Origin of the sequence: Streptomyces coeruleoprunus, assembly GCF_039542925.1 — a bacterium.
Classification (GTDB): domain Bacteria; phylum Actinomycetota; class Actinomycetes; order Streptomycetales; family Streptomycetaceae; genus Streptomyces; species Streptomyces coeruleoprunus.
Window position 1 is genome coordinate 1,878,141 of the sequence record NZ_BAABIT010000001.1, and the last position, 26,752, is coordinate 1,904,892.

24 protein-coding genes are annotated in these 26,752 nt (G+C 72.9%); 10 read left to right on the forward strand and 14 right to left on the reverse strand.

Going from position 1 to position 26,752, the window contains the following annotated elements; all coding sequences use genetic code 11:
- Nucleotides 1-50: 50 nt before the first annotated feature.
- Together ABEB09_RS07950 and ABEB09_RS07955 are read right to left on the reverse strand one after the other, a co-directional pair.
- The gene (locus ABEB09_RS07950; protein ID WP_345688500.1) at nucleotides 51-1,604 is read right to left on the reverse strand and encodes a PucR family transcriptional regulator; all 1,554 of its coding nucleotides are present in this window, start codon (nucleotides 1,602-1,604) and stop codon (nucleotides 51-53) included.
- Nucleotides 1,605-1,890: 286 nt separating this feature from the next.
- A complete protein-coding gene (locus ABEB09_RS07955) occupies nucleotides 1,891-3,993 on the reverse strand; it encodes an ATP-binding protein (RefSeq protein ID WP_345688502.1) in 2,103 nt (700 codons plus the stop codon).
- A gap of 286 nt (nucleotides 3,994-4,279) precedes the next feature.
- Between ABEB09_RS07955 and gabT the strand changes: the two genes are divergently transcribed.
- Both gabT and ABEB09_RS07965 read left to right on the forward strand, forming a co-directional pair.
- Nucleotides 4,280-5,614 (forward strand): 4-aminobutyrate--2-oxoglutarate transaminase, encoded by a 1,335-nt coding sequence (gabT, locus tag ABEB09_RS07960; protein ID WP_345688504.1) that lies wholly within the window; start codon nucleotides 4,280-4,282, stop codon nucleotides 5,612-5,614.
- A 369-nt stretch (nucleotides 5,615-5,983) separates the two neighbouring features.
- Nucleotides 5,984-6,574 carry a phosphatase PAP2 family protein gene (locus ABEB09_RS07965; RefSeq protein WP_380841106.1) on the forward strand — a complete coding sequence of 197 codons (591 nt, stop codon included), beginning with the start codon at nucleotides 5,984-5,986 and terminating at the stop codon, nucleotides 6,572-6,574.
- Between the two features lie 30 nt (nucleotides 6,575-6,604).
- Here the strand turns inward: ABEB09_RS07965 and ABEB09_RS07970 are convergent, their stop codons facing one another.
- From ABEB09_RS07970 to ABEB09_RS08000, 7 genes are all read right to left on the reverse strand, one after another.
- Nucleotides 6,605-7,084 carry a hypothetical protein gene (locus ABEB09_RS07970; protein WP_345688508.1) on the reverse strand — a complete coding sequence of 160 codons (480 nt, stop codon included), beginning with the start codon at nucleotides 7,082-7,084 and terminating at the stop codon, nucleotides 6,605-6,607.
- A 175-nt stretch (nucleotides 7,085-7,259) separates the two neighbouring features.
- A complete protein-coding gene (locus ABEB09_RS07975; RefSeq protein ID WP_345688510.1) occupies nucleotides 7,260-8,678 on the reverse strand; it encodes an NAD(P)/FAD-dependent oxidoreductase in 1,419 nt (472 codons plus the stop codon).
- Between the two features lie 33 nt (nucleotides 8,679-8,711).
- The gene (locus tag ABEB09_RS07980) at nucleotides 8,712-9,515 is read right to left on the reverse strand and encodes an ABC transporter permease (protein ID WP_380841108.1); all 804 of its coding nucleotides are present in this window, start codon (nucleotides 9,513-9,515) and stop codon (nucleotides 8,712-8,714) included.
- Nucleotides 9,515-10,438, reverse strand: a complete 924-nt coding sequence (locus ABEB09_RS07985; protein WP_345688512.1) for an ABC transporter permease — start codon at nucleotides 10,436-10,438, stop codon at nucleotides 9,515-9,517. The genes ABEB09_RS07980 and ABEB09_RS07985 overlap by 1 nt, the downstream gene beginning before the upstream one ends.
- Entirely contained in the window at nucleotides 10,435-11,586 is a 1,152-nt protein-coding gene (locus ABEB09_RS07990; protein WP_345688514.1) for an ABC transporter ATP-binding protein, read from the reverse strand. Before ABEB09_RS07990 ends, ABEB09_RS07985 begins: the two co-directional genes overlap by 4 nt.
- Nucleotides 11,587-11,641: 55 nt before the next feature.
- Nucleotides 11,642-12,889, reverse strand: coding sequence for a polyamine ABC transporter substrate-binding protein (locus ABEB09_RS07995; protein WP_345688516.1), 1,248 nt, complete (start codon nucleotides 12,887-12,889; stop codon nucleotides 11,642-11,644).
- Between the two features lie 55 nt (nucleotides 12,890-12,944).
- Nucleotides 12,945-14,537, reverse strand: coding sequence for a gamma-aminobutyraldehyde dehydrogenase (locus ABEB09_RS08000; protein ID WP_345688518.1), 1,593 nt, complete (start codon nucleotides 14,535-14,537; stop codon nucleotides 12,945-12,947).
- A gap of 175 nt (nucleotides 14,538-14,712) precedes the next feature.
- Between ABEB09_RS08000 and ybiA the strand changes: the two genes are divergently transcribed.
- Nucleotides 14,713-15,261, forward strand: a complete 549-nt coding sequence (ybiA, locus tag ABEB09_RS08005) for a riboflavin biosynthesis intermediates N-glycosidase (protein ID WP_345688520.1) — start codon at nucleotides 14,713-14,715, stop codon at nucleotides 15,259-15,261.
- Nucleotides 15,262-15,336: 75 nt separating this feature from the next.
- Here the strand turns inward: ybiA and ABEB09_RS08010 are convergent, their stop codons facing one another.
- Nucleotides 15,337-15,843 carry a DUF4190 domain-containing protein gene (locus tag ABEB09_RS08010; protein WP_345688522.1) on the reverse strand — a complete coding sequence of 169 codons (507 nt, stop codon included), beginning with the start codon at nucleotides 15,841-15,843 and terminating at the stop codon, nucleotides 15,337-15,339.
- A gap of 79 nt (nucleotides 15,844-15,922) precedes the next feature.
- Entirely contained in the window at nucleotides 15,923-16,579 is a 657-nt protein-coding gene (locus tag ABEB09_RS08015; RefSeq protein WP_345688524.1) for a DUF4190 domain-containing protein, read from the reverse strand.
- Nucleotides 16,580-16,665: 86 nt separating this feature from the next.
- Between ABEB09_RS08015 and ABEB09_RS08020 the strand changes: the two genes are divergently transcribed.
- Nucleotides 16,666-17,691, forward strand: a complete 1,026-nt coding sequence (locus ABEB09_RS08020) for an adenosine deaminase (protein ID WP_345688526.1) — start codon at nucleotides 16,666-16,668, stop codon at nucleotides 17,689-17,691.
- A gap of 25 nt (nucleotides 17,692-17,716) precedes the next feature.
- Complete coding sequence (locus tag ABEB09_RS08025) at nucleotides 17,717-18,409, forward strand: glycerophosphodiester phosphodiesterase (protein ID WP_345688529.1); 693 nt, start codon at nucleotides 17,717-17,719, stop codon at nucleotides 18,407-18,409.
- Nucleotides 18,410-18,458: 49 nt separating this feature from the next.
- Here the strand turns inward: ABEB09_RS08025 and ABEB09_RS08030 are convergent, their stop codons facing one another.
- Both ABEB09_RS08030 and ABEB09_RS08035 read right to left on the reverse strand, forming a co-directional pair.
- The gene (locus ABEB09_RS08030) at nucleotides 18,459-18,989 is read right to left on the reverse strand and encodes a hypothetical protein (protein ID WP_345688531.1); all 531 of its coding nucleotides are present in this window, start codon (nucleotides 18,987-18,989) and stop codon (nucleotides 18,459-18,461) included.
- A 32-nt stretch (nucleotides 18,990-19,021) separates the two neighbouring features.
- Nucleotides 19,022-19,555: an HXXEE domain-containing protein gene (locus tag ABEB09_RS08035; protein WP_345688533.1), complete on the reverse strand. Its 534-nt coding sequence runs from the start codon at nucleotides 19,553-19,555 to the stop codon at nucleotides 19,022-19,024.
- Between the two features lie 295 nt (nucleotides 19,556-19,850).
- Here ABEB09_RS08035 and ABEB09_RS08040 point away from each other — a divergent pair, with 295 nt between their 5' ends.
- A complete protein-coding gene (locus tag ABEB09_RS08040; protein ID WP_345688535.1) occupies nucleotides 19,851-21,023 on the forward strand; it encodes a beta-ketoacyl-[acyl-carrier-protein] synthase family protein in 1,173 nt (390 codons plus the stop codon).
- Nucleotides 21,024-21,122: 99 nt separating this feature from the next.
- Here the strand turns inward: ABEB09_RS08040 and ABEB09_RS08045 are convergent, their stop codons facing one another.
- A complete protein-coding gene (locus ABEB09_RS08045) occupies nucleotides 21,123-22,559 on the reverse strand; it encodes a gamma-aminobutyraldehyde dehydrogenase (RefSeq protein ID WP_345688537.1) in 1,437 nt (478 codons plus the stop codon).
- Nucleotides 22,560-22,762: 203 nt separating this feature from the next.
- Here ABEB09_RS08045 and ABEB09_RS08050 point away from each other — a divergent pair, with 203 nt between their 5' ends.
- From ABEB09_RS08050 to ABEB09_RS08065, 4 genes are all read left to right on the forward strand, one after another.
- Complete coding sequence (locus ABEB09_RS08050) at nucleotides 22,763-23,254, forward strand: Lrp/AsnC family transcriptional regulator (RefSeq protein WP_345688539.1); 492 nt, start codon at nucleotides 22,763-22,765, stop codon at nucleotides 23,252-23,254.
- The gene (locus tag ABEB09_RS08055; protein WP_345688541.1) at nucleotides 23,239-24,618 is read left to right on the forward strand and encodes an aspartate aminotransferase family protein; all 1,380 of its coding nucleotides are present in this window, start codon (nucleotides 23,239-23,241) and stop codon (nucleotides 24,616-24,618) included. Before ABEB09_RS08050 ends, ABEB09_RS08055 begins: the two co-directional genes overlap by 16 nt.
- A gap of 222 nt (nucleotides 24,619-24,840) precedes the next feature.
- Entirely contained in the window at nucleotides 24,841-25,569 is a 729-nt protein-coding gene (locus ABEB09_RS08060) for an ABC transporter ATP-binding protein (RefSeq protein WP_345693872.1), read from the forward strand.
- Entirely contained in the window at nucleotides 25,551-26,726 is a 1,176-nt protein-coding gene (locus tag ABEB09_RS08065; RefSeq protein ID WP_345688543.1) for a hypothetical protein, read from the forward strand. The genes ABEB09_RS08060 and ABEB09_RS08065 overlap by 19 nt, the downstream gene beginning before the upstream one ends.
- Nucleotides 26,727-26,752: the final 26 nt, after the last annotated feature.

Sequence of the window (26,752 nt, forward strand, 5' to 3'; positions counted from 1 at the left end):
ATACGGGGCTGTTCCTGCTGTCGACTTGTCGTTTTGCGATGTCGAGCCGGCTAGGGCCTCTCGCCCGTGGCCTTCAGGGCCAGCCACAGTTCCATGCGGGCGTCCGGGTCGTCGAGGGAGCGGCCGAGGATCTCCTCGACGCGCCGCATCCGGTAGCGCAGCGTGTGGCGGTGGACGCCCAGGTCCGCGGCGGCCGCGTCCCACTGGCCGTGGCGGGAGAGCCAGGCGCGCAGGGACGCGACGAGGTCGCCGCGCCCGGTCGCGTCGTGCTCGTACAGCGCGCGCAGCATGCCGTCGGCGAACGCCCGTACCGCGTCGTCCGCGAGCAGAGGCAGCACCGAGCCGGTGGCCAGCTCCTCGTGCTCGACGAGGGCACGGCCGCGGCGGCGGGCGACGGACAGCGCCTGCTCGGCCTGCTTGTAGGCGGCGGCCGCCGCTATGGGGCCGGTCGGGGCGGACAGGCCGATGTAGATCTGGGCGTCCTCGGCCTCCCGGGACGCGTACGCGTCGCAGGCGGAGGCCACCGCGCCCCCGTCCTGGGCGAGGACGACGAGCCGGTCGTCACCTTCGGGCACCACGAGCACGGCCTCGCCGGCGCGGGCCGCGGCGGCCTCGAGCGTGTCGGCGAGCGCCGTCGACGGAGGATCGCCGGACGGGTCGGCCTCACCGGCGGGTTCCGCGATGAGCAGCCGGAACGGGGCGTCGAGCAGCCCGCCGTACAGGTCGCCGGCGACGGCGCGGGCATGGTCGGGCTGACCGGCCAGCATCAGCCGGAGCACCGCCGCGCCGAGGCGCTGCTCGGCGGCCTGGAGGGAGCGCGAGCGCTCGGTGGTCAGGGTGAGGAGGGCGATCGCGGAGTGCACGGCGTACCGCTCCGCCGTGCCCAGCGGAGCGCCCGTGCCGACGGCCAGCGCGCCGCGCACCCGGCGGCCCGTGCCGAGCGACTGGAGTTCCACCCGGTCCTCGGTGCCGCCGACGACGGCGCTCGCCGGCGCGGCCCGCTCGCGCAGCCGCTCCACGTCGGGCTTGAGCCGGGCCGCCCGCCGGGCCGCCCAGTCGGGTGCGGCGGCGAGGACGGCGCCGGACGCGTCGTACAGCGCGGCCCAGCCGTCGACGTGGGCGGCGAGCCGGGCGACGACCGCGTCGGGGCCCTCGGCGAGCGCGGCCCTGGTCAGCTCGCGCTGGGCCTCGAACCCCGCCGTGACGGCCCGGTACTGGTCGGCGGCGAGGGCGGCCGAGACGGCCTTGGAGATCGCGAGGAACGGGGTGCGGCGCGGCACCTCCAGCAGCGGCAGGTGCTCCTCGCGGGCGGCGTCCAGGAGGGCCTGCGGGATCTCGTCGTAGTTGACGCCGATGGCGAAGCCGAGCCCGACGACCCCCGCGCCGGCGAGCCGCCGCACGTAGCGGCGCATCGCCTCGGGGTCCTCGGCGTCGAGCGTCATGGCGGTGATGAGCAGGAGTTCCCCGCCCTCCATGTACGGGACGGGGTCCGCCAGCTCGCTGACGTGGGCCCAGCGCACGGGGGTGTCGAGGCGGTCCTCACCGGCGCGCACGGTGAGTTTGAGCGCGGAGTGCTGGACGAGCGAGGCGAGGGTGAGCGGCATGGGACCGGCGTGGCCTTCGGGAGGGAGGTGAGGGAGGTGGGGGTGGGGGGGTTCCTGAGGGGATTTCGCCGCCGCGTATGAACGGCTTGCCTCAATTCTGCCAGCACGTATGACAGCCGCGAACCCCGCCGCGCCTTCCGCCCGGCCGCCTCGGCCTCCGCCCGGTCGCCTTGGCCTCCGCCGCGCCCTCCGCACGGTCGCTTCGCCCTCCGCACGGCCGCCTCGGCCTCCGCCCGGCTCGGCCACCCAGCCGCCGCGCCCTCCGCCGCGCCCTCAGCCCGGCCGCTCAGCCGCGCAGGTCCACCAGCAGGGGTGGCGCGTGTTCGCCGCGGACGCCGGTCAGGGACAGGACGGCGTGCCCGGCGGGCAGGCCGTGCGCCAGTTCCGACGAGGACCAGCGCTCGCGCTCGACCTCGCGCACCGTGACCGCCTCGGCCGTGGCCGCCTTGCCGGTCACCAGGCGCCGCATGAAGTGCATGGCCTTGGTGAGCGGTTCGTCGGAGATGATCTGGCGGTTCGTGACGTCCCGCATCTGCACCCACTCGGTGCCCCAGAGCTCCGCGAACCGCCCGCCGTCCCAGGGCGCGAGCCCGGCGAAGGCCATCCGGCAGCCGACGGCGCCGAGCAGCGACCCGCGCAGCGCCTCCGGCACGTCCTCCAGGGTGCGCAGCGCGAGGACGACCCCGGCGTGCGCGGAGCGCAGCCGCTGGACGGCCCGTACGGACTCGGCGGTGACGGTGTACGTGGCGTCGTCGAGGACCAGGCAGGCGAACAGCGACCGGTCGCTGCGGGCGAGGGCTGCCTCGGCGAACTGGGCGAGGAGCAGCCGGGTCACGATCCGGGACGCCTCGGCGTGGCCCCGCTCGGGCAGGTCGACCCGGACGCGCAGCGGGTGCTCGATGGCCCGCAGCGAGAACGCGCGGCCGCCCTCGCCGTCCGTGCGGAACCAGCTCGCGAAGGCCGGGCGGTCCAGGAAGGCGATGCGCTCGGCGAGCAGGACGCCGGTCTCGTCGCCCCGCTCCACCTGCCGCTCCCGGGCGTCGAGCTCGCGCAGCTGGGCCGGGTCGCCGGCGACGGCGGCGCGCAGCCGGGCGAGGGCGGCGGGGGCGCCGCCGAGGAGTTCGCGCAGTTCGGGCACGGCGGGGAAGTGGCCGTACGCGGCCCGGTACGGCCCGATGAGCTGCGCCAGGACGGTGGCCGCGCGGCGGGTGTCCGGGACGAGGTCGCCGACCAGGGCCTCGGCGAGGAGGCGGGCCGCCTCGTCGGGGTCGTCGGCGCCGCCGTACAGGTCGAGGTCGTGGCGGGAGTCGCCGCGGCCGACCGGGATGACCACGTCGAAGGAGGCGTCGGGCCCGAGGCCGGAGCCCTGCGCGGTGACGGCGACGACGGCGGCGCGGCCCGCCAGGGCCTGGAGGCACAGGGCCTCGGTGACGGGCCGGACGAGCCGGACGGTCTTGCCCGAGCCGGCGGGGCCGACCGCGAGGAGGGAGGTGCCGAGGAGTTCGGGTTCGAGGGCGAGGCCGGTGGTGCGGCGGCCGTAGGGGTTGCGGGGGTGGTCGGCGACCGTGCCGATGCGCACCTGGGCGGTGGCGAGGTCGTGGGTGGCGGTGCGGACGGGCAGGTCGCGTACGCCGGAGGGGTGGGCGCAGGCGGCGGGGCCGTGGGCGCGCACGGCCTCGGTGAAGGCGGCGAGCCGGTCGGGGTGGGCGCGTACGCCGTGCCAGGCGCGCTGGATGCGGGCGTAGTCGACGTCGCCGAGGGCGCCGGAGCGGGTGGCCTCGGCGAGCCGGGTGGCGGCGTCCGTGAGACCGGCGGCACGCAGCTCGGGCCAGTCGGCGGGGTCGGCGCCGTGCCGGGGCGGCGGGGGCGGGGCCGGCTTGGTGCGGGTGCGGCGGGCGTAGCGGCGCCAGATCTCGGGGACGTGGCCGAGGCGGGCGAAGAAGACGAGGAGGCCGCCGCCGACGAGCGCGTAGTAGACGTAGCTGGCCGTCGCCCAGGTCTCGGGCTCGCCGCGCCAGGAGTCCGGGGTGAGGACGAGGAGCGGCCAGAGCCAGTAGTGGCCGAGGTAGCCGTTCCACAGCAGGGACCACAGGAGCCAGCCGCTGAGCAGTGAGATGAGCGCTCCGGCGAACAGCCGGCGCGCCGGGACGTGCTCGGGCTCCTCCGCGGGGCGCGGCCGGTGGCCGAACCGCCACACGCCGGGCTCGGCCTCGGGCCGGGGCGTGCGCAGCCAGTCCACGAGCGATGTGCCGGTGGCCGGTGCGGGGGCGTGGCGGGGCGGGGGCGGGGCCGCGGGAGGACCGGCGGGCTGCGGTGGCGGTCCGGCCGGGCGTGGCACGGCGTCGGCGTGGGTGCCCCGTGCGTCGTACGACGTACCGTCCCTGTCCATGATTCCCTGCCCCCTGACCAGCCAGGCCGCGCGTGCGTGCAATCCGTCAATCTAGTGCCACGGCGGGTGGTTGGCGTGGCCGACGCGTACGCCCGCGCCCCGTTCCGGCTGCCGCCGGGCCGCCGCGGCGGGGGCACGCGTGGGGGCGGGGGCCCGGAGGCTATGTCCGCGGCGGACAACGACACGTCCCCGATCACTCCCGATCGGCGCATGCCGTCGCCCCTCCCCCGCACCTAGCCTGCGAGAAACTCGTCAAAGCGTCCGTAAGCACCCCCAGGAGCCCCGCATGACCGAAATCCCGCAGGAGCGCCGCGTCGTCACCGCCATCCCCGGCCCGAAGTCGCAGGAGCTGCAGGCCCGCCGCGTCGCCGCGGTCGCGGGTGGCGTCGGCTCCGTGCTGCCGGTGTTCACCACGCGCGCGGGCGGCGGCATCATCGAGGACGTCGACGGCAACCGTCTGATCGACTTCGGCTCCGGTATCGCCGTGACCTCCGTGGGCGCCTCCGCCGAGGCGGTCGTGCGCCGTGCGTCCGCGCAGCTGCAGGACTTCACCCACACCTGTTTCATGGTCACGCCGTACGAGGGCTACGTGGAGGTCTGCGAGGCGCTCGCCGAGCTGACCCCCGGTGACCACGCGAAGAAGTCCGCGCTGTTCAACAGCGGCGCCGAGGCCGTCGAGAACGCGGTCAAGATCGCCCGCTCGTACACCAAGCGCCAGGCCGTCGTGGTCTTCGACCACGGCTACCACGGCCGTACGAACCTCACGATGGCGCTGACCGCCAAGAACATGCCGTACAAGCACGGCTTCGGCCCGTTCGCGCCCGAGGTCTACCGCGTCCCGGTCGCCTACGGCTACCGCTGGCCGACCGGCCCGGAGAACTGCGGCCCCGAGGCCGCCAAGCAGGCCATCGACCAGATCACCAAGCAGGTCGGCGCGGAGAACGTGGCCGCGATCATCATCGAGCCGGTGCTCGGCGAGGGCGGCTTCATCGAGCCGGCCAAGGGCTTCCTGCCGGAGATCGTGAAGTTCGCCAACGAGAACGGCATCGTCTTCGTGGCGGACGAGATCCAGTCCGGCTTCTGCCGCACCGGCCAGTGGTTCGCCTGTGAGGACGAGGGCGTCGTCCCGGACCTCATCACCACCGCCAAGGGCATCGCGGGCGGTCTGCCGCTCGCCGCCGTCACCGGCCGCGCCGAGATCATGGACGCCGTGCACGGCGGCGGCCTGGGCGGCACGTACGGCGGCAACCCGGTGGCCTGCGCCGGTGCGCTCGGCGCCATCGAGACGATGAAGGAGCTGGACCTCAACGGCAAGGCCCAGCGCATCGAGGAGGTCATGAAGGGCCGCCTCGCCGCGATGCAGGAGAAGTACGAGATCATCGGCGACATCCGCGGCCGCGGCGCCATGATCGCCATCGAGCTGGTCAAGGACCCGGCGACCAAGGAGCCGAACCCGGAGGCCGCGGGCGCGCTCGCCAAGGCCTGCCACGCCGAGGGCGTGCTGGTCCTGACCTGTGGCACCTACGGCAACGTGCTGCGCTTCCTGCCGCCGCTGGTCATCGGTGAGGACCTGCTCAACGAGGGTCTGGACATCATCGAGGCCGCCTTCGCCCGCATCTGAGGCGGCGTCCCGGACGGCGTCCCGGACGGCGCCCGAAGCGCGTCCCGGCCGCTCGGGCGGGCGAGACGTGAAGAAGCTGTGGGGGGCCGATGGCGGGATGGAGATCCGGCTGTCGGTCCCCCGGTCCCTGCCGTACGGTTTCTGCAGATGAGAGAAGAACCCCGCTCGCAGGGGACTGCGGGCGGTTCCAGGCCGGGGCCTCCCCAGTTCCGTCCTGGGCGTGCCATCGCGCACACCGCCGGGGCTTCCCGTTCCGGCACTCCTCACCGATCGGACCGTCGCCCGCCCCACACCCCCCGGGGCGCGCGGCACACCGGTCCTGCCGGCCGTCCCGGAACAACCCCCCCTGTTCCTGGGCGGCCGGCTTCCGTGTTCTCCTCCGCCCTCTCGGCCCTCTCCGGCCTCGTTCTGCTGGGCGGGTTCCTCCTGGTCACCTGGCAGGTGGCCGGCCACGGCCGGCTGGCCCGCCTCGACGAGCGCGCGGGGCGCGCTCTCACCGGCCGCGGCCCCGCGCGCCTCGCCGAGCTGGGCGCCGACCTCGGCAACATGGCGGTCGCCCTGCCCGTGCTGGCCGCCGCCGTGGCGTACGCGCTGTGGCGCGGCCACTGGCGGCGGGCGCTGTGCGCGGTCGCGGCCATGGCCCTCGTGCCGGCCCTGGTGGTGCCGCTGAAACTGCTGCTGGACCGGCAGGGGCCGCTGAGCGAGGCGACCGGGTACTACCCGTCGGGCCATACGGCGACCGCGCTCGTGGCGTACGGCGCCGCGGCGCTGCTGGTGCACCGGCGCGCGCTGGTGCCCGTCGCCGTGGTGCTGACACTGGCGACGGGGACCGGCCTGGTGCTGCGCGGCTACCACTGGCCGCTGGACGTGGTGGGCAGCGTGCTGCTGTTCACCGGGGTGTTCCTGCTGGCCGCCGCTTCGGGCGGGTGGTGGAACCGGCGGGGGACCCCCGTTCGTTGAGGCGGTGCGTCGCCGCGCCGCCCGTGGAGGTCAGCCGTCCCGTGCGATGCGCCCCGCCGCCTCGTGCAGGGCCAGTTCCAGCAGCGCCGGGTCGGTGAGCGTGCCGCTGCCGTCCGGCAGCACCAGCCAGCGCACTCCCCCGGTGGTCCGGCCCGGGTACGGCACGACGATCCAGGTGCCGTGGCCCGCGCTGCGCACCCCGGTGCCCACCCAGCGGGCGGCCGTGCCCGCCGGGACGAAGAACCCCATGCGCTCGTCGCCGAAATCGGCGAGCACCGGCCCCGGCCGGTCGACGAGCCGCTGGAGCACGTCGAGGGTCGGATATCCGAGCCGTCCCGGGATGATCAGCACGTCCCAGCGCCGGCCCGCGGGCAGGAGCGCCACCCCCAACGGGTTGCGCTCCCACTCCCAGCGGCAGGCGTCGGGGTCCGGCGCCACCGACGCCAGCCACTCCACCGCGGTCCTGGCCCCCGGTGCGCCCGGCTTCCCCGGAGCCCCCGATCCAGTCATCGCCCCACAGCCTCCATGTCCGTGTGTGACTGCCCCTCACGGCAGTGCGTTCACACGGGAGAGCCGGGTGATCGTGGATCATTACGCGGATTCGGCGGCCGTGAAGGAGTGAACGGCTCACGGAAGGGGCGCACGGCGGGCGCAGAAAGCGCAGGTGCCGGCGGCGGAGGCCGCCTCAGCTGTCGAAGCCCAGCCCGAGCCGGTCCATGGCGCGCAGCCACAGGTTGCGGCGCCCACCGTTGGCGTCGGCTCTGGCCAGTGACCACTTGGTCATGCCGATGCCGGCCCAGGCGAAGGGTTCCGGCGGGAACGGCAGGGGCTTGCTGCGGACCATCTCCAGGGCCGTGCGCTCCGTGCGCCCGCCGTCCAGCAGGTCGAGCATCACCTCGGCGCCGAAGCGGGTGGCGCCCACGCCGAGGCCCGTGTAGCCGACGGCGTAGGCGACGCGGCCGCGGTGGGCGGTGCCGAAGAACGCCGAGAAGCGGGAGCAGGTGTCGATGGCTCCGCCCCAGGCGTGGCTGAACCGCACGCCCTCCAGCTGCGGGAAGCAGCGGAAGAAGTGCTCGGCGAGGGTCAGGTAGGTCTCGGGGCGCTGGTCGAGTTCGGCGCGGACCTGGCCGCCGAAGGGGTAGATCGCGTCGTAGCCGCCCCAGAGGATGCGGTTGTCGGCGCTGAGCCGGAAGTAGTGGAACTGGTTGGCACTATCGCCGAGGCCCTGGCGGTTCTTCCAGCCGATCGAGGCCAGCTGCTCGTCCGTCAGGGGCTCGGTCATCAGGGCGTAGTCGTAGACGGGGACGGTGTACAGGCGGACGCGGCGGACCAGGGAGGGGAAGACGTTGGTGCCGAGGGCGACCTGGCGGGCGAGGACGCGGCCGTACGGGGTGCGCACGGCCATCGACGGGCCGGAGGTGGTCAGGTCGAGGCCGCGGGTGTTCTCGTAGACGCGGACGCCCGCGTCGAGGCAGGCGCGCTTGAGGCCCCAGGCGAGCTTGGCGGGGTGGAGCAGGGCGACGCCGCGCCGGTCCCAGAGCCCGCCGAGGAAGGTCGGCGAGTCGACCTGGGCGCGCACGGCGTCGCGGTCCAGCAGTTCCAGTCCGTCCGCGAGGCCGAGCCGGCCGGCCTCCTCGTGCAGCGCGGCCAGCTCGGCGAGCTGGTGCGGTTCGGTGGCGACGTCGATCTCGCCGGTCCGCTCGAAGTCGCAGTCGATGCCGTACGTGGCGACGGCGGCCTCGATGGCGTCGAGGTTGCGGGCGCCCAGCTCCTCCAGCCGCGCCAGTTCACCGGGCCAGCGGGACAGGCCGTTGCCGAAGCCGTGGGTGAGGGAGGCGGCGCAGAAGCCGCCGTTGCGCCCGGAGGCGGCCCAGCCCGCCTCCCGGCCCTCGATGAGGACGACGTCCCGGCGCGGGTCCCGCTCCTTGGCGAGGAGCGCGGTCCACAGTCCGCTGTAGCCGCCGCCGACCACCAGGAGGTCGCAGTGCTCGGTGGCGGTGAGGGCGGGCAGTGCGCCGGGCCTGCCGGGGTCTTCCAGCCAGAAGGGGACGGGCTGGGCGTCCGAGAGTGATCGTGCAGCGGTACGCATGGCTACTGGGGCCATGGTTTCCAACTCCCTCAGGGATGTCAGGTCGTTCTATTGCAGGTTCTCTGTGCGCTTCCGCCGGGCGGCCAGGAGCTGGCCGGCGACGACCACCAGGACGGCGACGACGAACATCGCCGTACCGATGACGTTGATCTGCACGGGCGTGCCGCGCTGGGCCGAACCCCACACGAACATGGGGAAGGTGACGGTGGAGCCCGCGTTGAAGTTGGTGATGATGAAGTCGTCGAACGACAGCGCGAAGGCGAGCAGCGCGCCGGCCGCGATGCCGGGCGCGGCGATGGGCAGGGTGACCCGCAGGAAGGTCTGCACCGGTCCGGCGTACAGGTCGCGGGCGGCTTCCTCCAGGCGTGGGTCCATCGACATCACGCGGGCCTTGATGGCGACGACGACGAAGCTGAGGCAGAACATGATGTGGGCGATGAGGACCGTCCAGAAGCCCAGCTCCGCGCCCATGTTGAGGAACAGCGTGAGCAGCGAGGCGGCCATGACGACCTCGGGCATGGACATCGGCAGGAAGATCAGCGAGTTGACCGCGCCGCGCGCCCGGAAGCGGTAGCGGACCAGGGCGAAGGCGATCATCGTGCCGAGCGCCGTGGCGCCGAGCGTGGCCCAGGCGGCGAGCTGGAGGGAGAGCGTGAGCGATCCGCACAGGTCGGGGACGCCGCAGGGGTCCTTCCAGGCGTCCAGCGAGAACCGCTGCCAGGCGTAGTTGAAGCGCCCGTTCGGCTTGTTGAACGAGAAGACCAGGACGACGACGTTCGGCAGGACCAGGTAGGCGAGGGTCAGCAGACCCGCGACGACGACCAGGTTGCGCCGTATCCAACGCAGCAGCATCAGACCAGGTCCTCCGTTCCGGCACGGCGGATGTAGAACGTGACCATGATCAGCACGATGGCCATCAGGATGAAGGACAGCGCGGCCGCCGTCGGGTAGTCGAGCACCCGCAGGAACTGCGACTGGATGACGTTGCCGATCATCTTGGTGTCCGCCGAGCCGAGCAGTTCGGCGTTGACGTAGTCGCCGCTCGCCGGGATGAAGGTGAGGAGCGTGCCGGAGACGACGCCCGGCATGGACAGCGGGAAGGTCACCTTGCGGAAGGTGGTGGCGGGGGACGCGTACAGGTCCTTGGCCGCCTCGTGGAGCCGTACGTCGATGCGCTCCAGCGAGGTGTAGAGCGGCAGGATCATGAAGGGCAGGAAGTTGTACGTGAGGCCGCAGATCACGGCCAGGGGCGTGGCGAGGACGCGGTCGCCCTCGGTCAGGCCGAGGGTGCTGGTGACGTCCAGGACGTGCAGCGCGTCGAGGGTGCCGACGACGGCGCCGCCGTCGGCGAGGATCGTCTTCCAGGCCAGCGTGCGGATGAGGAAGCTGGTGAAGAACGGGGCGATGACGAGCACCAGCAGCAGGCCCCGCCAGCGCCCGGCGCGGAACGCGATGAGGTACGCGAGCGGGTAGCCGAGCAGCAGGCACAGCAGCGTCGCCGTCCCGGCGTACAGCAGGGAGCGGACGAACTGCGGCGCGTACTCCTGCAGCGCCTCCCAGTAGGTCGCGAAGTGCCAGGTGACCCGGAAGCCCTCCTCCAGGGAGCCGGTCTGCACGGAGGTGGACGCCTGGTAGACCATCGGCAGCGCGAAGAAGACGAGCAGCCACAGGATGCCGGGCAGGAGCAGCCAGTAGGGGACGAGCCGCTTGCGCGTGGAGCGCTTGCGCACGACCGGGGCGGTCGCGGTCGGTGGGGTTTCGGCGACGGTCGTCATGCGGCTTCCTCCACCGTTTCGACGCCGGCGTCGATGGCCTGAGCCGCGTCGAGCGCGAAGGTGTGGGCCGGGTTCCAGTGCAGGACGACCTCGGCGCCGGGGACGAGGCGCGGGTCGCGCTCGATGTTCTGCTCGTACACCTGGAGTTCGGCACCGGCGGGGCTGTTGACGACGTACTGGGTGGACACGCCGATGAAGGAGGTGTCGGCGATCCGGCCGGTGACCTTGTTGCGGCCCTCGGCGATCGTGCTCGCGTCGTCGGCGTGCGCGAGTGAGATCTTCTCGGGCCGGACGCCCACGAGGAGGCGGCCGCCGCTGGTCGTGGGCGCGGAGCAGCGGTCGGCGGGGAGGCGCAGCTTCCCGCCGCCGGCGGTGACCACGACGTCGGTGCCGGACTCGACGACCTCGGCCTCGATGAGGTTGGAGGTGCCGAGGAAGTTGGCGACGAAGGTGGTGCGCGGGTTGTCGTAGAGGTCGCCGGGCGCGCCGAGCTGTTCGACGCGGCCGCCGTTCATCACCGCGACGGTGTCGGCCATCGTCATGGCCTCCTCCTGGTCGTGGGTGACGTGGATGAACGTGATGCCGACCTCGGTCTGGATGCGCTTGAGCTCCAGCTGCATCTGGCGGCGCAGCTTGAGGTCGAGGGCGCCGAGCGGCTCGTCGAGGAGCAGCACCTGCGGGTGGTTGATCAGGGCGCGGGCGACGGCGACGCGCTGCTGCTGGCCGCCGGAGAGCTGGTGCGGCTTGTAGCGGGCCTTGTCGCCGAGCTGGACGAGCTCCAGCATCTCGTCGACCTGGTTCTTGACGGACTTGATGCCGCGCCGGCGCAGGCCGAAGGCGACGTTCTCGCGGATGTCGAGGTGCGGGAAGAGCGCGTACGACTGGAAGACGGTGTTGACGGGCCGTTTGTGCGGGGGCAGGTCGGTGACGTCGCGGTCGCCCAGGTGGACGGTGCCGGTGGTGGGGTCCTCCAGGCCGGCGATCATGCGCAGGGTGGTGGTCTTGCCGCAGCCGGACGCGCCGAGCAGGGCGAAGAACGAGCCCTGCGGGACGGTCAGGTCGAGCGGGTGGACGGCGGTGAAGGAGCCGTAGGTCTTGCTGATCCCGGTGAGGCGGACGTCGCCGCCGGCGTGCGTGTCAGTCGTCATGGGTCGTGGTCCCAGGGGTGTCGAGGGGCGTCGAGGGGTGGAGGGCGGCGGCCGGTCAGGCACCGATGAGCTTGGCGAACTTCTCCTCGAAGGCCGTCTCCTCGTCGGCGCCGAGCGAGCGGAAGGCGTGCGACTTCGCGGCCATGGCCCGGTCCGGGAGGATCAGCGTGTTCGCTGCGAGCGCCGGGTCGATCTTCGCGAGTTCCTCGCGCACGCCGTCGACGGGACACACGTAGTTGATGTACGCGGCGAGCTGCGCGGCGACCGGCGGCTCGTAGTAGTAGTCGATGAGCTTCTCGGCGTTGGTCTTGTGCCGTGCCTTGGCGGGGACCAGCAGGTTGTCGGTGGAGGTCATGTAGCCGGCGGCGGGGATGGCGAACTTGATGTCCGGGTTGTCGGCCTGGAGCTGGATGAGGTCGCCGGCCCAGGCGAGGCACGCCGCGAGGTCGCCCTTGCTGAGGTCGGCGGTGTAGTCGTTGCCGGTGAAGCGGCGGATCTGCTTGGTGTCGACGCCCTTCTGGAGGCGGCCGAGCGCGGCGTCGAAGTCGGCGGTGGTGACCTTGCCGGGGTCCTTGCCCATGTCGAGGAGGGTCATGCCGATGGAGTCGCGCATCTCGGAGAGGAACGCGACGCGGCCCTTGAGCTTGGGGTCGTCGAGCAGCTGGGTGACGGAGTCGACCTTGCGGCCGCCGGTGGCCTTGACGTTGTAGGCGATGACGGTGGAGATGCCGGTCCACGGGTAGGAGTAGGCGCGGCCGGGGTCCCAGTCGGGGCGGCGGAACTGCGGGGCCAGGTTGGCGTACGCGTTCGGGAGGTTGGCCGGGTCGAGCTTCTGGGCCCAGCCGAGGCGGATGATGCGGGCGGCGAGCCAGTCGGTGACGCAGATCAGGTCGCGTCCGGTGTCCTGGCCGGCGGCGAGCTGCGGCTTGATCTTGCCGAAGAACTCGACGTTGTCGTTGATGTCCTCGGTGTACTTGACCTTGATGCCGGTGCGCTTGGTGAACGCCTCCAGGGTGGGGCGGTGCTTCTCGTCCTCGCTGATGTCGATGTACTGCGTCCAGTTGGAGAAGCTGAGCCGCTTCTCCTTGGCGGAGTGGTCGGTGGAGGCGGGGCCCTGGCCCTCCCGCTTGGCGGGCGGGATCCCGCAGGCGCTCAGCCCGGCGACGCCGCCGAGGGTGAGCGCGCCGACGCCCGAGGCGCGCAGCAGGGAACGGCGGGTGAGGGCTGCCCTGCCGTTCGTCAGGCTGCGCCGCATCGCGGCCAGTTGTGCCGCGGAGAGGCTGTCGGGCTGGTACTGCTCCATGCGCTGTGCCCTTTCGGGTGTGTCGGGCCGCTGGTCCGGCGGCCACCTCGGTCGGCTATCGGTCCCCGAAGATCGTGCGGTGCCAGTCCTTCCTGGCGATCGCGGTGTTGTCGAACATCACGTGCTTGACCTGGGTGTACTCCTCGAAGGAGTACGTTGACATGTCCTTTCCGAAGCCGGACGCGCGGTACCCGCCGTGCGGCATCTCGCTGATGATCGGGATGTGGTCGTTGACCCAGACACAGCCCGCCTTGATCTCGCGGGTGGCGCGGCCGGCGCGGTAGACGTCGCGGGTCCAGGCCGAGGCGGCGAGGCCGTAGGGGGTGTCGTTGGCGAGGGCGAGGCCCTCGTCGTCGGTGTCGAAGGGCAGGACGGCGAGGACGGGCCCGAAGATCTCCGCCTGGACGATCTCGCTGTCCTGGGCGGCGCCGGTGACGAGGGTGGGCCGGTAGTAGGCGCCGCCGTGGTCCTTGAGGGGCTCCCCGCTGGTGACGACGGTGGCGTGGGCGCGGGCCCGGTCGACGAAGGCGGCGACGCGGTCGCGCTGCGCGTGGCTGATGAGGGGGCCGAGGTCGGTGGTCTCGTCGAAGGGATCGCCGAGCCGGACGGTCTCCATGAGGGCGGCGACCCGCTCGGTGAACGCCGCGTACAGCGGGCGCTGCACGTAGGCGCGGGTGGCGGCGGTGCAGTCCTGGCCGGTGTTGATGAGCGCGCCGGCGACGGCGCCGTGGACGGCGGCCTCCAGGTCGGCGTCGTCGAAGACGACGAAGGGGGCCTTGCCGCCCAGTTCGAGGTGGAGGCGCTTGACGGTGGAGGTGGCCAGTTCGGCGACCCGCTTGCCGACGGGTGTGGAGCCGGTGAAGGAGGTCATGGCGACGTGGGGGTGGCTCACCAGGTGCTCGCCGGCGTCCCGGCCGGCGCCGGTGACGATGTTGATGACGCCGTCGGGGATGCCCGCGTCGGTGGCTGCCCGCGCGAACATCAGGCTGGTGAGCGGGGTGAGTTCGGCGGGCTTGAGGACGATGGTGTTGCCGGCGGCGACGGCCGGGAGGATCTTCCAGGCGGCCATCTGCAGGGGGTAGTTCCAGGGGGCGACGGAGCCGACGACACCGATGGGTTCGCGGCGGACGTACGAGGTGTGGTCGCCGCTGTACTCGCCGGCGGACTGGCCCTGGAGGTGGCGGGCGGCACCGGCGAAGAAGGCGGTGTTGTCGATGGTGCCGGGCACGTCGAACTCGCGGGTCAGCTTCAGGGGTTTGCCGCACTGGAGGGACTCGGCGCGGGCGAAGTCCTCGGCCCGCTCGGCCAGTACGGCGGCGAGGCGGTGCAGGGCGTCGGAGCGCTCGCCGGGGGTGGCGGCCGCCCAGCCGGGGAAGGCCTCGCGGGCGGCGGCGACGGCGGCGTCCACGTCGGCGGGCCCGGCCAGTTCGTAGGTGAGGACCTCCTCGCCGGTGGCGGGGTCGACCACGGTGTGCGTACGGCCGGACGTGCCGGGGCGCAGTCGGCCGCCAATGTACTGGGCGCCGTCCGCGAAGGCTCGCCGGGCGTCGCTCAGGGCCTGGGCCCGGGTCCGTACCGAGGTGTTCCGCGCGGAGTCCCGCGCTGCGTGCTCCGCCGTGTTCTCCGCTGCCTGGAAGCCGTTCGCCATGACGCTCTCCGTTGTCCCAGCCTGAGTTGAGTGCCGATCCTGACAGAGGCATCCCCACCCAACAAGGGATTCCGTTGTTGCCTTTTGGTTACGCGACGGATTCGGTCGACCATGTGTCGCGCCGGTCCGAAAATCTTCGTACGGACTGTCGGTGGCGGCTGCGAGACTCGCGTGCATGGAACGGTTGGATGCGCTGATCGGGCAGGTCAGCAGGGGTGAACGGGTCAAGTTTCTGCACTTCTGGGGGCACCGTCCGCGACCGGACGGGGAGATCGGGGCGAGCTGTCTGAGCCAGTGGTGGCCGTCGCCGTTCACGGTCGACGGGGTCGCGTACGCGACGGCGGAGCACTGGATGATGGCGTCCAAGGCCCGGCTCTTCGGCGACGCGGAGGCCGAGCGGCAGGCCGTGGAGGCGGCGAACCCGGCCCTGGCGAAGAAGGCCGGGCGGCTCGTGCGCGGCTTCGACGAGTCGGTGTGGGAGCGCGAGCGGTTCGGCATCGTCGTGGCGGGCAGCGTGCACAAGTTCGGGCAGAACGCCGAGCTGCGCCGCTATCTGCTGGGCACGGGCCACCGCGTGCTGGTCGAGGCGAGCCCGGTCGACCGCGTCTGGGGCATCGGCCTCGCGGCCGACGACGAGCGCGCCCACGACCCGGCGCGCTGGCGCGGCCTCAACCTGCTGGGCTTCGCCCTGATGGACGCGCGGGCGCGGCTGCTGGAGGGCTGAGCAGCGCGGCCCGCGCCACACGGGACGGGCCCGGCACGGCGTACCGTGCCGGGCCCGGTACCGGGCGCGTCCGCGTCAGAGGGCGCCGGCGAAGCTCGCGAAGAACAGCAGGCCGATCGTGGGCAGCAGCACCGTCGCGACGATGCCGAGCACCAGCCCCGCGGTCGCGGCCCCCTTGTTGGTCGCCTCGCCGCGGGTGGCCTTGCCCCGGCCGACCGCGCTGAAGATGATCGCGAGGATCCCGAGGACGATGCCCAGGAACCACATCACGAAGGTCACGCTGCACACGACGCCGATGATGCCGAGCACCAGGCCCGCGGTGCCCATGCCGTTGCTGGGCTGGGCGACCCCGTACGCGGGCATCGGAGCGGCGTACGGGGACACGGGCGGCGCAGCCGGGTAGCCGACGGGGGGCTGCTGCGGGGCGCCCGGTGCGGGATACCCGTAGCCGGGCTGCTGCGGGGCACCCGCTGCCGGATACCCGTAGCCGGGCTGTGATCCGTAGCCGGGCTGGGCCGGCTGGCCGGGACCGTACGGGCCGGGCCCGAAGCCGCCGGGCTGCGGCTGGTTCGGATCGGACATGGGTGGTCTCCCCTCCGCTGAAGATCTTCGTCCCCCATCATCGCCCGGCGGTGCGCCGCCCGGCGGCGATACCGATGGTTCAGCGGACGTGATCCGTGACCACCGCGGTGGCGGAGATCGCGGAGGACGAGTCCCAGTCGGAGTCGCCGCCGTTCTTGATGTCCTGCGCGATGGCCCAGATGATCAGGCCGAGGACCAGGGCGCCCAGGGCGATCCCGACGGAGCCGGTGACGATGCCCGCCGTCGCCATGGGGCCGTTGTTCGCCTCGCCGCGCTGCACGCGCTTGCGGCCGATGAGCCCGAAGATCAGTGCGAGGATGCCGAGGATGATGCCCAGGCCGTACGCCCAGCAGCCGACCAGCGAGATGATGCCGAGGACCATGGACGCGACGCCGAGCCCGTTCGCCGGGGCCGGGCCCCAGCCGCCGGGGCCGTACGGCGCGTAGCCGGGGTAGCCGGCGCCCGGGTAGCCGTAGGCGGCGCCGAACTGCGTCGTGGTGGGCGCCGGGTACCCGTACGGGCCGGGCGCCGGCTGCGCGGGTCCGCCGGGGGCCACCGGGGGCGGCGGGACGTCGGCGCCGTCCGTCGTGCCGGGCCCCGCGGCGGGCATGGACGTGACGGTCGGCTGGTCGTGCGGCGCCGGCGTGGGCGCCGTCTTGCCCAGGTCCACGCGGTCCTGGGGCGCCCGGTTCTCCGGCGGCGCCCAGGGATCGTTCCGTTCGCTGTTCTCTGACATGGGCCTCCCCCATCGTGTCCGGTCATGCTAACGACCCGCCTACGATGATCCGTGACCAGGGACGCCCACCCGTACGGAGGACACCGATGACCGATCTGCGCCCCTTCATCGCGGGACTGCCCAAGGCCGAACTGCACGTGCACCACGTCGGCTCGGCGTCCCCGCGGATCGTCTCCGAGCTGGCCGCGCGCCACCCGGACTCGAAGGTGCCCACGGATCCCGAGGCGCTGGCGGACTACTTCACGTTCACCGACTTCGCGCACTTCATCGAGGTCTACCTGTCGGTCGTCGACCTGGTCCGCACCCCCGAGGACGTGCGGCTGCTGACCTTCGAGGTCGCCCGTGACATGGCCCGCCAGAACATCCGCTACGCCGAGCTGACGATCACGCCGTTCAGCTCGACCCGCCGCGGCATCGACGAGAAGGCGTTCATGGCGGCCATCGAGGACGCCCGCCTCGCCGCCGAGCAGGAGCTGGGCGTCATCCTGCGCTGGTGCTTCGACATCCCGGGCGAGGCCGGTCTGGAGGCCGCCGAGGAGACCACGCGGCTGGCCGTGGACCTGCGGCCCGAGGGCCTGGTCTCGTTCGGGCTCGGCGGCCCGGAGATCGGCGTGCCGCGCCCGCAGTTCAAGCCGTACTTCGACCGGGCCATCGCGGCAGGGCTGCGCTCCGTCCCGCACGCCGGCGAGACCACGGGGCCGCAGACCATCTGGGACGCCCTGCGCGAGCTGGGCGCCGAGCGCATCGGCCACGGCACGAGCGCCACCCAGGACCCCGAGCTGCTGGCCCACCTGGCGGAGAACCGCATCGCCCTGGAGGTCTGCCCGACGTCCAACATCGCCACGCGGGCGGTCACCGACCTGGACAAGCACCCCATCAAGGAGATGGTCGCCGCGGGCGTGCTGGTGACGATCAACTCCGACGACCCGCCGATGTTCGGTACCGATCTCAACACCGAGTACGAGGTCGCAGCCCGCCTCCTCGGCCTGGACGAGCGGGGCGTCGCCCGTCTGGCCAGGAACGCCGTCGAGGCGTCCTTCCTGGACGAGGCCGGCAAGGCCCGGATCGCCGCGGAGATCGACGCCTACACGGAGCAGTGGCTCGCGCCCTGACCGGTCCGGCCCCGAGAATGGGGCCATGCGTTCCGTCATCGCCGTCGCGCACCGGGGCGACCCCTACCGGGTCCGTGAGAACACCCTCGCGTCGATCCGCTCGGCCCTGGCGCGCGGCGCCGACGCGGTGGAGATCGACGTCCGGCTCACCTGGGACGGTGTGCCGGTCCTGCTCCACGACGACACGCTGCGGCGGCTGTGGCGGATCGACCGGCCGCTGTCGGCGCTGTCGCTGGCCGAGGTGCGGTCCCTGACCGGGCCCGAAGGCGTGCCCACACTGAGCGAGGCGCTGCTCGCGTCGGACCCGTACCGGGTGATGATCGACCTGCGGGGCGCGACGGAGGAGTCCGTGCGCACCGTCGTGGGCACGGTCCGCGAGTGCGAGGCCGCCGACCGGGTCTTCTACTGCTCCAGCGCCCCCGCCATGCTGCTGGTCCGGGCCGCCGACCCGGCCGCCGAGATCTCCCTGACCTGGACGACGCTGGCCCCGCCGCGCCCGGTCCTGGTCGACGCGCTGGCGCCGCGCTGGCTCAACTACCGGTTCGGCCTGGTCAGCCGCGCGCTGACGGAGCGGGTGCACCGGGACGGGCTGCTGGTGTCGGCCTGGACCGCCGACACCCGCAGGACCATGCGCAGGCTGATCGACGACGGGGTGGACGCCATCACCACCAACCGGGTGGACACGCTCACGTCCGTACTGACGGGAGCCCGTACGTGAACCCACGGGTCCGCACCGGCGTCGCGCACGACGCCCGCGTCGGGAACGGCTAGGCGGCGAGGCTCCGCACGCCGACCGGTTCCGTCAGCGCCTCCAGGCGCTTGATGTGGCGGCGTACGACGAGGAGCGGCAGCACGCCGAACACCCCGAACGACATGTCGATGACCGACCACCAGAAGGGGATGCCCCGGATCGGGCCGCAGATCAGGGCGAGCGGGATGATGCCGGCGCACGCGATGATGCCGAAGTCGACGACCCAGATGTTGCGCACGGGATCGCGGTACGGGCCGTAGAAGGCGACCGCGATGACCAGGTGCGCGAAGGCCAGCCAGTCCGTGCCGTACAGCAGGAACGGGTACTGGGAGTCGGCCGCGTCGAGGCCGGCGCTGACGCGCTGGATCCACTCCATGAGGCCGGGGAACACGTCGGCGACGGGCGAGGCCCACCCGGTCAGCGCGCCTTCCGCGAGGCGCAGTTCGGTGACGAGCGGGAACGCGGTCGCCCCGCTCAGCACCAGGCACACGATGAAGAACGCCAACCACAGGCGTATGCGCCGCAACAGGGCTCTCGGTTCGGTCATACGCGCAGCGTACGCCCGGGTTTACCGCCCCTTTACCGGGCCCCCGTGACGCTCCGGGCGACCGTGTGCGAGAGGATGGTGGCGCCTGCCGCCAGCGCCAGCCCGGCCACGGCGTCACGGGCACGCGTGGGCCGCAGAACGCCCGCGCGACGCAGCCGTCCGCGCGCCCAGAGGGTGAACGGCACGACGACGAGCGGCGAGGTCGCGGAGCCGGGCGTATAGCCGCGCACGGCGGCGGCCTGGGCCAGGTGGACGAGGCCGTGGAGGCCGAAGCCGGTCAGGGCGCCCTGGTAGAAGCCGGACCGGCCGCCCGTGCGGGCGCCCGCGACGGCGGCGGCGCCGACGATGGTCCCCATCACGCCGACGGCGGCGTTGAACTGCCGCTGGTCGGTGGCGGCGATGGTCCGCCAGGCGCGTTCGGGCACGGACGGGAAGCGTTCCCGCAGCTCGGGCAGGCGGGCGCGCAGCCAGCGCGGGCCGAAGGCCACCTCCTCGGCGTCGTGGAGGGCCCAGGCGGCGAACAGCCCGAGGGTGACGGCGGGTCCGAGCACATCGTCCTTCTTCATACGGGCATTCTTCGTGTGGAATTGACGGTTCCTCAGCGGTTCGCACCGCCCCGGCTGTGGTGTCGCCCACAGGGTGCCGACCGGGGTGCCGGCTGGGGGGTCGACCGGGGTGCGGGCTGGGGGCGTCACCCTCGCGGGTGCTTTTGCCCCGCGTACGCCGCCGATCGGTCCCGCGGTGTCCCTGCGGCGTACCGGCCCGCCCATAAGGTGTCGCTTCTCCGCTGGCTCTTCGCCGTTGCCTCCGCTTCCCCGCAGTTGTCACTCCCCCTCCGCTCGCGTCCGCCTGGAGTCGACCTTGCACGTCCGAGAACGCGTCCCCGCACGACAGCCGAACGACATCGCCGTCACGGGTCTGGGGCTGGTCACCCCGGCGGGCCCCGACGTGGAGTCCACCTGGGACGGCCTGCTGGACGGGCGGTCCCTGGCCGCCCGGGACGCACGCCTCACGGGGCTGCCCGTCGACTTCTCCTGCCGCGTGGCCGGCTTCGACGGTCCGGCGGCCCCGGGGCGTACGGCCGAGCGGTGCGTCCGGCTGGGCCTCGCCGCCGCCCGGGAGGCGGTCGCCGACGCGGGCTGGGCGCCCGGGCCCGCCGGGGCGTCATCGGGGTGGGGAGGCGCACGGGTGGCGCTGGTGCTGGGCCACGGGGGCGGGGCCACCGGCAGCGCCGAGGCGTCCAACACGCTGGCCGAGGAGGTGGCCGGCGCCCTGGGCGTGATGGGCCCGGGGTTCCTGACCTCCAGCGGCTGCTCCTCGGGGGCGACCGCCATCGGGGTCGCGCGGGACCTGCTGCGGGCGGGCTGCTGCGACGTCGTGGTGACGGGCGGCAGCGAGAGCGCCCGCCATCCGCTGGCGGCCGCCGCGTTCAGCCGGATGGGCGCGCTGTCGTCGCGGCGGCACGACCCGGCGGGCGCGTCGCGGCCGTTCGACGCGGACCGGGACGGGTTCGTGCTGGGCGAGGGGGCGGGCGTGCTCGTCCTGGAGCGGCTGGCGGACGCGCGGGCGCGGCGGGCCCCGGTGCGGGCGGTGCTCGCCGGGTACGGGGCGGCGTCGGGCAGCCGGCGCCCCGAGGGGCTGGAGCGGGCGGTCCGGGCGGCGCTGGGCGACGCGGGTCTGGGCCCGGACGACATCGACCACGTCAACGCGGACGGGGCGGGGACGCCGCTGGACGACCTGACGGAGGCGCGGGTGCTGCGCCGGCTGTTCCGGGGGACGCCGCCGCCGGTGACGGCGGTGAAGAGCGTGCTCGGTCACGCGATCGGCGGTGCGGGCGCGGTGGAGGCGGTGTGCACGGTGCTGACGCTGTGCCACCAGGCGATCCCGCCGACCGCCAACCTCGACCGGCTGGACCCGGACATCGACCTGGACGTGGTCACCAAGTCGCCCCGGCGCAGGCCGGTGCGGGCGGCGCTGAGCCATTCGTCCGGCTTCGGCGGGCAGAGCGCGGTGCTGCTGTTCCGCACTCCGTGAGGGACGCTGCCCGGGAACGGCGGAGTCGCCAGTGCCCAGGAGACGGCGGAAGGGCGGGCCCGTGGGGGCCCGCCCTTCCTGTCACCTGCCGCTACGACGTCAGCCGAGCGAGGTCATCACGTGCTTGATGCGCGTGTAGTCCTCGAAGCCGTACGCCGAGAGGTCCTTGCCGTAGCCGGACTTCTTGAAGCCGCCGTGCGGCATCTCCGCGACGAGCGGGATGTGGGTGTTGATCCACACGCAGCCGAAGTCGAGGGCCTTGGACATCCGCATGGCGCGGGCGTGGTCCTTGGTCCAGACGGAGGACGCGAGGGCGTACTCGACGCCGTTGGCGTACTCGACCGCCTGCTCCTCGTCGCGGAACGACTGGACGGTGATGACGGGGCCGAAGACCTCGTTCTGGACGATCTCGTCGTCCTGCTTGAGGCCGGAGACGACGGTGGGGGCGTAGAAGTAGCCCTTGTCGCCGACCCGGTGGCCGCCCGCCTCGACCTTGGCGTGCGCCGGCAGGCGGTCGATGAAGCCGGTGACCTGCTTGAGCTGGTTGGCGTTGTTGAGCGGGCCGTACAGCACGTCCGCGTCGTCGGGCATGCCGGTCTTGGTCTCCGCGGCGGCCTTGGCGAGCGCGGCCACGAACTCGTCGTGGATGGACTCGTGGACGAGGACGCGGGTGGCGGCGGTGCAGTCCTGGCCGGCGTTGAAGAAGCCGGCGACGGAGATGTCCTCGACGGCCTTGGCGATGTCGGTGTCCTCGAAGACGACGACGGGGGCCTTGCCGCCCAGCTCCAGGTGGACGCGCTTGACGTCCTTGGAGGCGGACTCGGCGACCTGCATGCCGGCCCGTACGGAGCCGGTGATGGACGCCATCGCGGGCGTGGGGTGCTCGACCATGGCGCGGCCGGTCTCGCGGTCGCCGCAGATGACGTTGAAGACGCCCTTGGGCAGGATCGAGCCGATGATCTCGGCGATCAGCACGGTCGAGGCGGGCGTGGTGTCCGACGGCTTGAGGACGACGGTGTTGCCCGCGGCGATGGCCGGCGCGAACTTCCACACGGCCATCATCATCGGGTAGTTCCACGGCGCGACCTGGGCGCAGACGCCGACCGGCTCGCGCCGGATGATCGAGGTCATGCCCTCCATGTACTCGCCGGCGGAGCGGCCTTCGAGCAGACGGGCGGCGCCCGCGAAGAAACGGATCTGGTCCACCATCGGCGGGATCTCTTCGGAGCGGGTCAGCTCGACCGGCTTGCCGGTGTTCTCGCACTCGGCGGCGATGAGGTCCTCGGCGCGCTCCTCGAACGCGTCGGCGATCTTCAGCAGGGCCTTCTGGCGCTCGGCCGGGGTGGTGTCGCGCCAGGCCGGGAACGCGGCCGCGGCGGCTTCCATGGCGGCGTCCACGTCCGCCTGGCCGGAGAGCGGAGAGGTCGCGTAGACCTCCCCGGTGGCGGGGTTGACGACGTCGATGGTCCGTCCGTCGGCGGCATCCCGGAACTCGCCGTTGATGTAGTTGCGCAGACGACGCAGTTCGGTGGTCACGTGGCCACCCCTCCTGTCGATCTCGGTGTCCCTGGTTCACCGGCTTGTCCGGTGGATGAGACACCCAGCCTAATCGCTGGGGCCACGCTTTCGACAGCCCCGACCCTCCAGAACTTCGGATTCAGTAAGATCAAGAGCCTTGAACAACGAATTTCATCGTTCTGGGGTTGCAAGACTGACGACTCTCGGTGCACAGTGGGGTTGTGGCCAGTCGAAGCGCAGAGCCCAGGACCGGTAATGGATCGTCCCCCGCGATCGATGCCGTGTCCCTGGCGATCATCGAACAGCTCCAGGAGGACGGACGCCGTCCCTACGCCGCCATCGGCAAGGCCGTCGGCCTGTCCGAGGCGGCCGTACGGCAGCGCGTCCAGAAGCTCCTCGACCAGAACGTGATGCAGATCGTCGCCGTCACGGACCCGCTCACCGTGGGCTTCCGCCGGCAGGCGATGCTCGGCATCAACGTCGAGGGCGATGTGGACCCGGTGGCCGACGCGCTGACCGCCATGCCCGAGTGCGAGTACGTGGTGATGACCGCGGGCTCGTTCGACCTGATGGTGGAGATCGTCTGCGAGGACGACGACCACCTGCTGGATGTGATCAACAAGCGCATCCGCACCCTCCCCGGCGTGCGCTCCACCGAGAGCTTCGTCTACCTCAAGCTCAAGAAGCAGACCTACATGTGGGGAACCCGATAGCCGTGAGCAAGGACCTCTCCAAGACCGCCTACGACCACCTGTGGATGCACTTCACCCGCATGTCGTCGTACGAGAACACCCCCGTCCCGACCATCGTCCGCGGTGAGGGCACCTACATCTACGACGACAAGGGCAAGCGCTACCTCGACGGCCTCGCCGGCCTGTTCGTGGTGCAGGCGGGCCACGGCCGGACCGAGCTGGCCGAGACCGCCTACAAGCAGGCCCAGGAACTCGCGTTCTTCCCCGTGTGGTCGTACGCCCACCCGAAGGCCGTGGAGCTGGCCGAGCGCCTCGCCCACCACGCCCCCGGCGACCTGAACAAGGTCTTCTTCACCACCGGCGGCGGCGAGGCGGTCGAGACCGCCTGGAAGCTGGCGAAGCAGTACTTCAAGCTCGTCGGCAAGCCGACCAAGCACAAGGTCATCTCGCGGGCCGTCGCCTACCACGGCACCCCGCAGGGCGCCCTGTCCATCACCGGCCTGCCGGGCCTGAAGGCCCCGTTCGAGCCGCTGGTGCCGGGCGCGCACAAGGTGCCCAACACCAACATCTACCGCGCCCCGATCTTCGGCGACGACCCCGAGGCCTTCGGCCGCTGGGCCGCCGACCAGATCGAGCAGCAGATCCTCTTCGAGGGCCCGGACACCGTCGCCGCGGTCTTCCTGGAGCCGGTGCAGAACGCCGGCGGCTGCTTCCCGCCGCCGCCCGGGTACTTCCAGCGGGTCCGCGAGATCTGCGACCAGTACGACGTGCTGCTGGTGTCGGACGAGGTCATCTGCGCCTTCGGCCGCCTCGGCACGATGTTCGCCTGCGACAAGTTCGGCTACGTGCCGGACATGATCACCTGCGCCAAGGGCATGACCTCGGGCTACTCCCCGATCGGCGCGTGCATCATCTCCGACCGCATCGCCGAGCCGTTCTACAAGGGCGACAACACGTTCCTGCACGGCTACACCTTCGGCGGCCACCCGGTCTCCGCGGCGGTCGGCCTCGCCAACCTCGACATCTTCGAGCGCGAGAACCTCAACCAGCACGTGCTGGACAACGAGGGCGCCTTCCGCGCGACGCTGGAGAAGCTCCACGACCTGCCCATCGTCGGCGACGTGCGCGGAAACGGCTACTTCTACGGCATCGAGCTGGTGAAGGACAAGGCCACGAAGGAGTCGTTCAACGAGGAGGAGACCGAGCGCGTCCTGTACGGGTTCCTCTCCAAGGCGCTGTTCGACAACGGCCTGTACTGCCGCGCCGACGACCGCGGCGACCCGGTCGTCCAGCTCGCGCCGCCGCTGGTCTCCGACCAGTCGACGTTCGACGAGATCGAGCAGATCCTGCGCGCCACCCTGACGGAGGCGTGGACGAAGCTCTGATCGACCCGACCGGGGCCGACCGGCGCTCTCCCTCACCCGTCCGGTCTCCCCGACGTCCGTTCGTCGGCCGGCCGTGGCCCGGATTCACCCAGGCGGGTGCATCCGGGCCACGGCCGTTTCCCGTTCCGGCGCACCGCGTTGGGCCCCGATGAGCCGCGTGTTATGTTCCGACCGGTTCGGGGGGACATGAACGGCTCCGAGCTGATCTGAGGTGTGACTGACATGGTGGCCCCGCCGGACAACGACGTGCTGTGGGCACGTGCACTGCACCACACGTACAACGGCTCCCCCGCGCTCACCGGGGTGTCCCTCGGCGTCCGGGAGGCCGAGATCCTGGCCGTGCACGGGCCGCGCGGCGCGGGCAAGACCACGCTGCTGCGCTGTCTGGCCGGCCAGCTCGTCGCCCAGGAGGGCGAGGTCTGGTTCAACAGCGCCCCCGTCCACACCATGGGCACGCTCCAGCGCGAGCGGCTGCGGCGCGACCGGTTCGGCTGGATCGACCCCGAGCCCACCCTCGTGCCCGAGCTGACCGCCTGGGAGAACGCCGCCCTGCCGCTGCTGCTGCGCGGCTGCTCCCACCGCGCCGCCAAGGCGGCGGCACTCGAATGGCTGGAACGCCTGGACATCGGCCCCTGCGCGACCCGCCGGCCGCGCGGCCTGCTCCAGTTCCAGCGCCAGCGCGTCGCCGTCGCCCGCGCCCTGGTCTCCATGCCGACCGTCCTGTTCGCGGACGAGCCGACCGCGACCCTGCACAGCGCGGAGGCCTCGCAGGTGCTGCGCACCCTCACGGCCGCGGCCCGCTCCCACCGCATCACCGTCGTCCTCGCCACGCACGACGCGGACGTCGCCGAACTCGCCGACCGCACGGTCGCCCTCCTCGACGGCCGGCGCGTCAACTCCGTCGAGGTCAACGGAGCGGAGGGCCGCGACGCGTGCTCGCTCTCCGCCTAGCCCGCCGCTCCCACCCCCTCGTCCTGCTGCGCCGCCTCCTGGTCACGGCCGCGTCGGCCGGGGTGGGGTTCCTGCTGCTGTGCGCCCTCGGCTACGCGCTGGCGCACCCCGGCGCCTCCTCCGGGGCCGTGCTGCGGCTCGCCTGGTGCGCTGTGCCGCTGGCCGCGACGGTCCACCTGGCGGTCGCCGTGGCCCGTACGGACCCCAGCACCAGGCCCCGCCCGGGGCTGTCCTCGCTGGGCCTGGGGCCGGCCAAGCTGACCGCCATCGCGGCCACGTCCACCGCGATCTCCTGCACGCTCGGCTCGGCGCTCGCGCTGCTCTTCTTCCTGCACCTGCGGGGCGACCTCACCGGCCTGCCCTTCGACGGGGCCGCCGCCGACCTGCTGGGCGCCGGGCTGCCGCTGCCCCTGCCGGGCGCGCTGACCCTGCTCGCCGTCGTGCCGCTCGCCGCGGCGTCCGCGGCCGGGCTCCTCCTGCGGCCCCGCAAGCCCCGCATCGGCCCGGAGCCGCTGCCCGACGAGGCCCGCGACCCGTTCGACCCGGCGCCCGCACCCACCGGGCTGCCCTGGGGCGTGGCCCTGATGGCGATCGGCCTGGCCATCGAGACGTACCTGGCGCGCGACGGGGGCGGCGGCCTCCTGCCCCTGCCCGGCGGCTTCACCGGCAGCCCCGCCGGTGTCGTCGCGGGCTGGACCCTCACCGCCGCGGGCCTCGCCGTCACCGGTCCCGGCCTCGCCCACCTGTGCGGGCGGCTCCTCCAGGCGTACCGGCCCGGCGCCACGCGGTTGCTCGCGGGGCGCGCCCTGATGGACGAGGCCCGCCGTATCGGCCGGCCCCTGGGCGTGGTGTGCGCGGTCGTGGCGGCGGCCATCGCCCTGAACGCCCTGCACGGGGAGGGCGGCACCCGTCCCCTCGGCCCGCTGAGCGGCCTCGGCGCGTCCCTGGTGCTGGCCTGCACCACGGCGACCCTGCTGAGCGCCGCCCTGGAGACCCGGCAGAGCCGCGCGGGCACCAACGCCGCGCTGATCCGCCTGGGCGCCCCCGCGGGGATGCTCCGCACGGCGGCCGTGCTGCGGGCCGCCGTCCTCCTCGCCGTGTTCGGCCCGCTCACGTGGGTGGTGGCGGAACTGGCGGCACTGCCGCTGCGAGGCTGACCGGGGGGCTCTGCCCCCGAACCCCC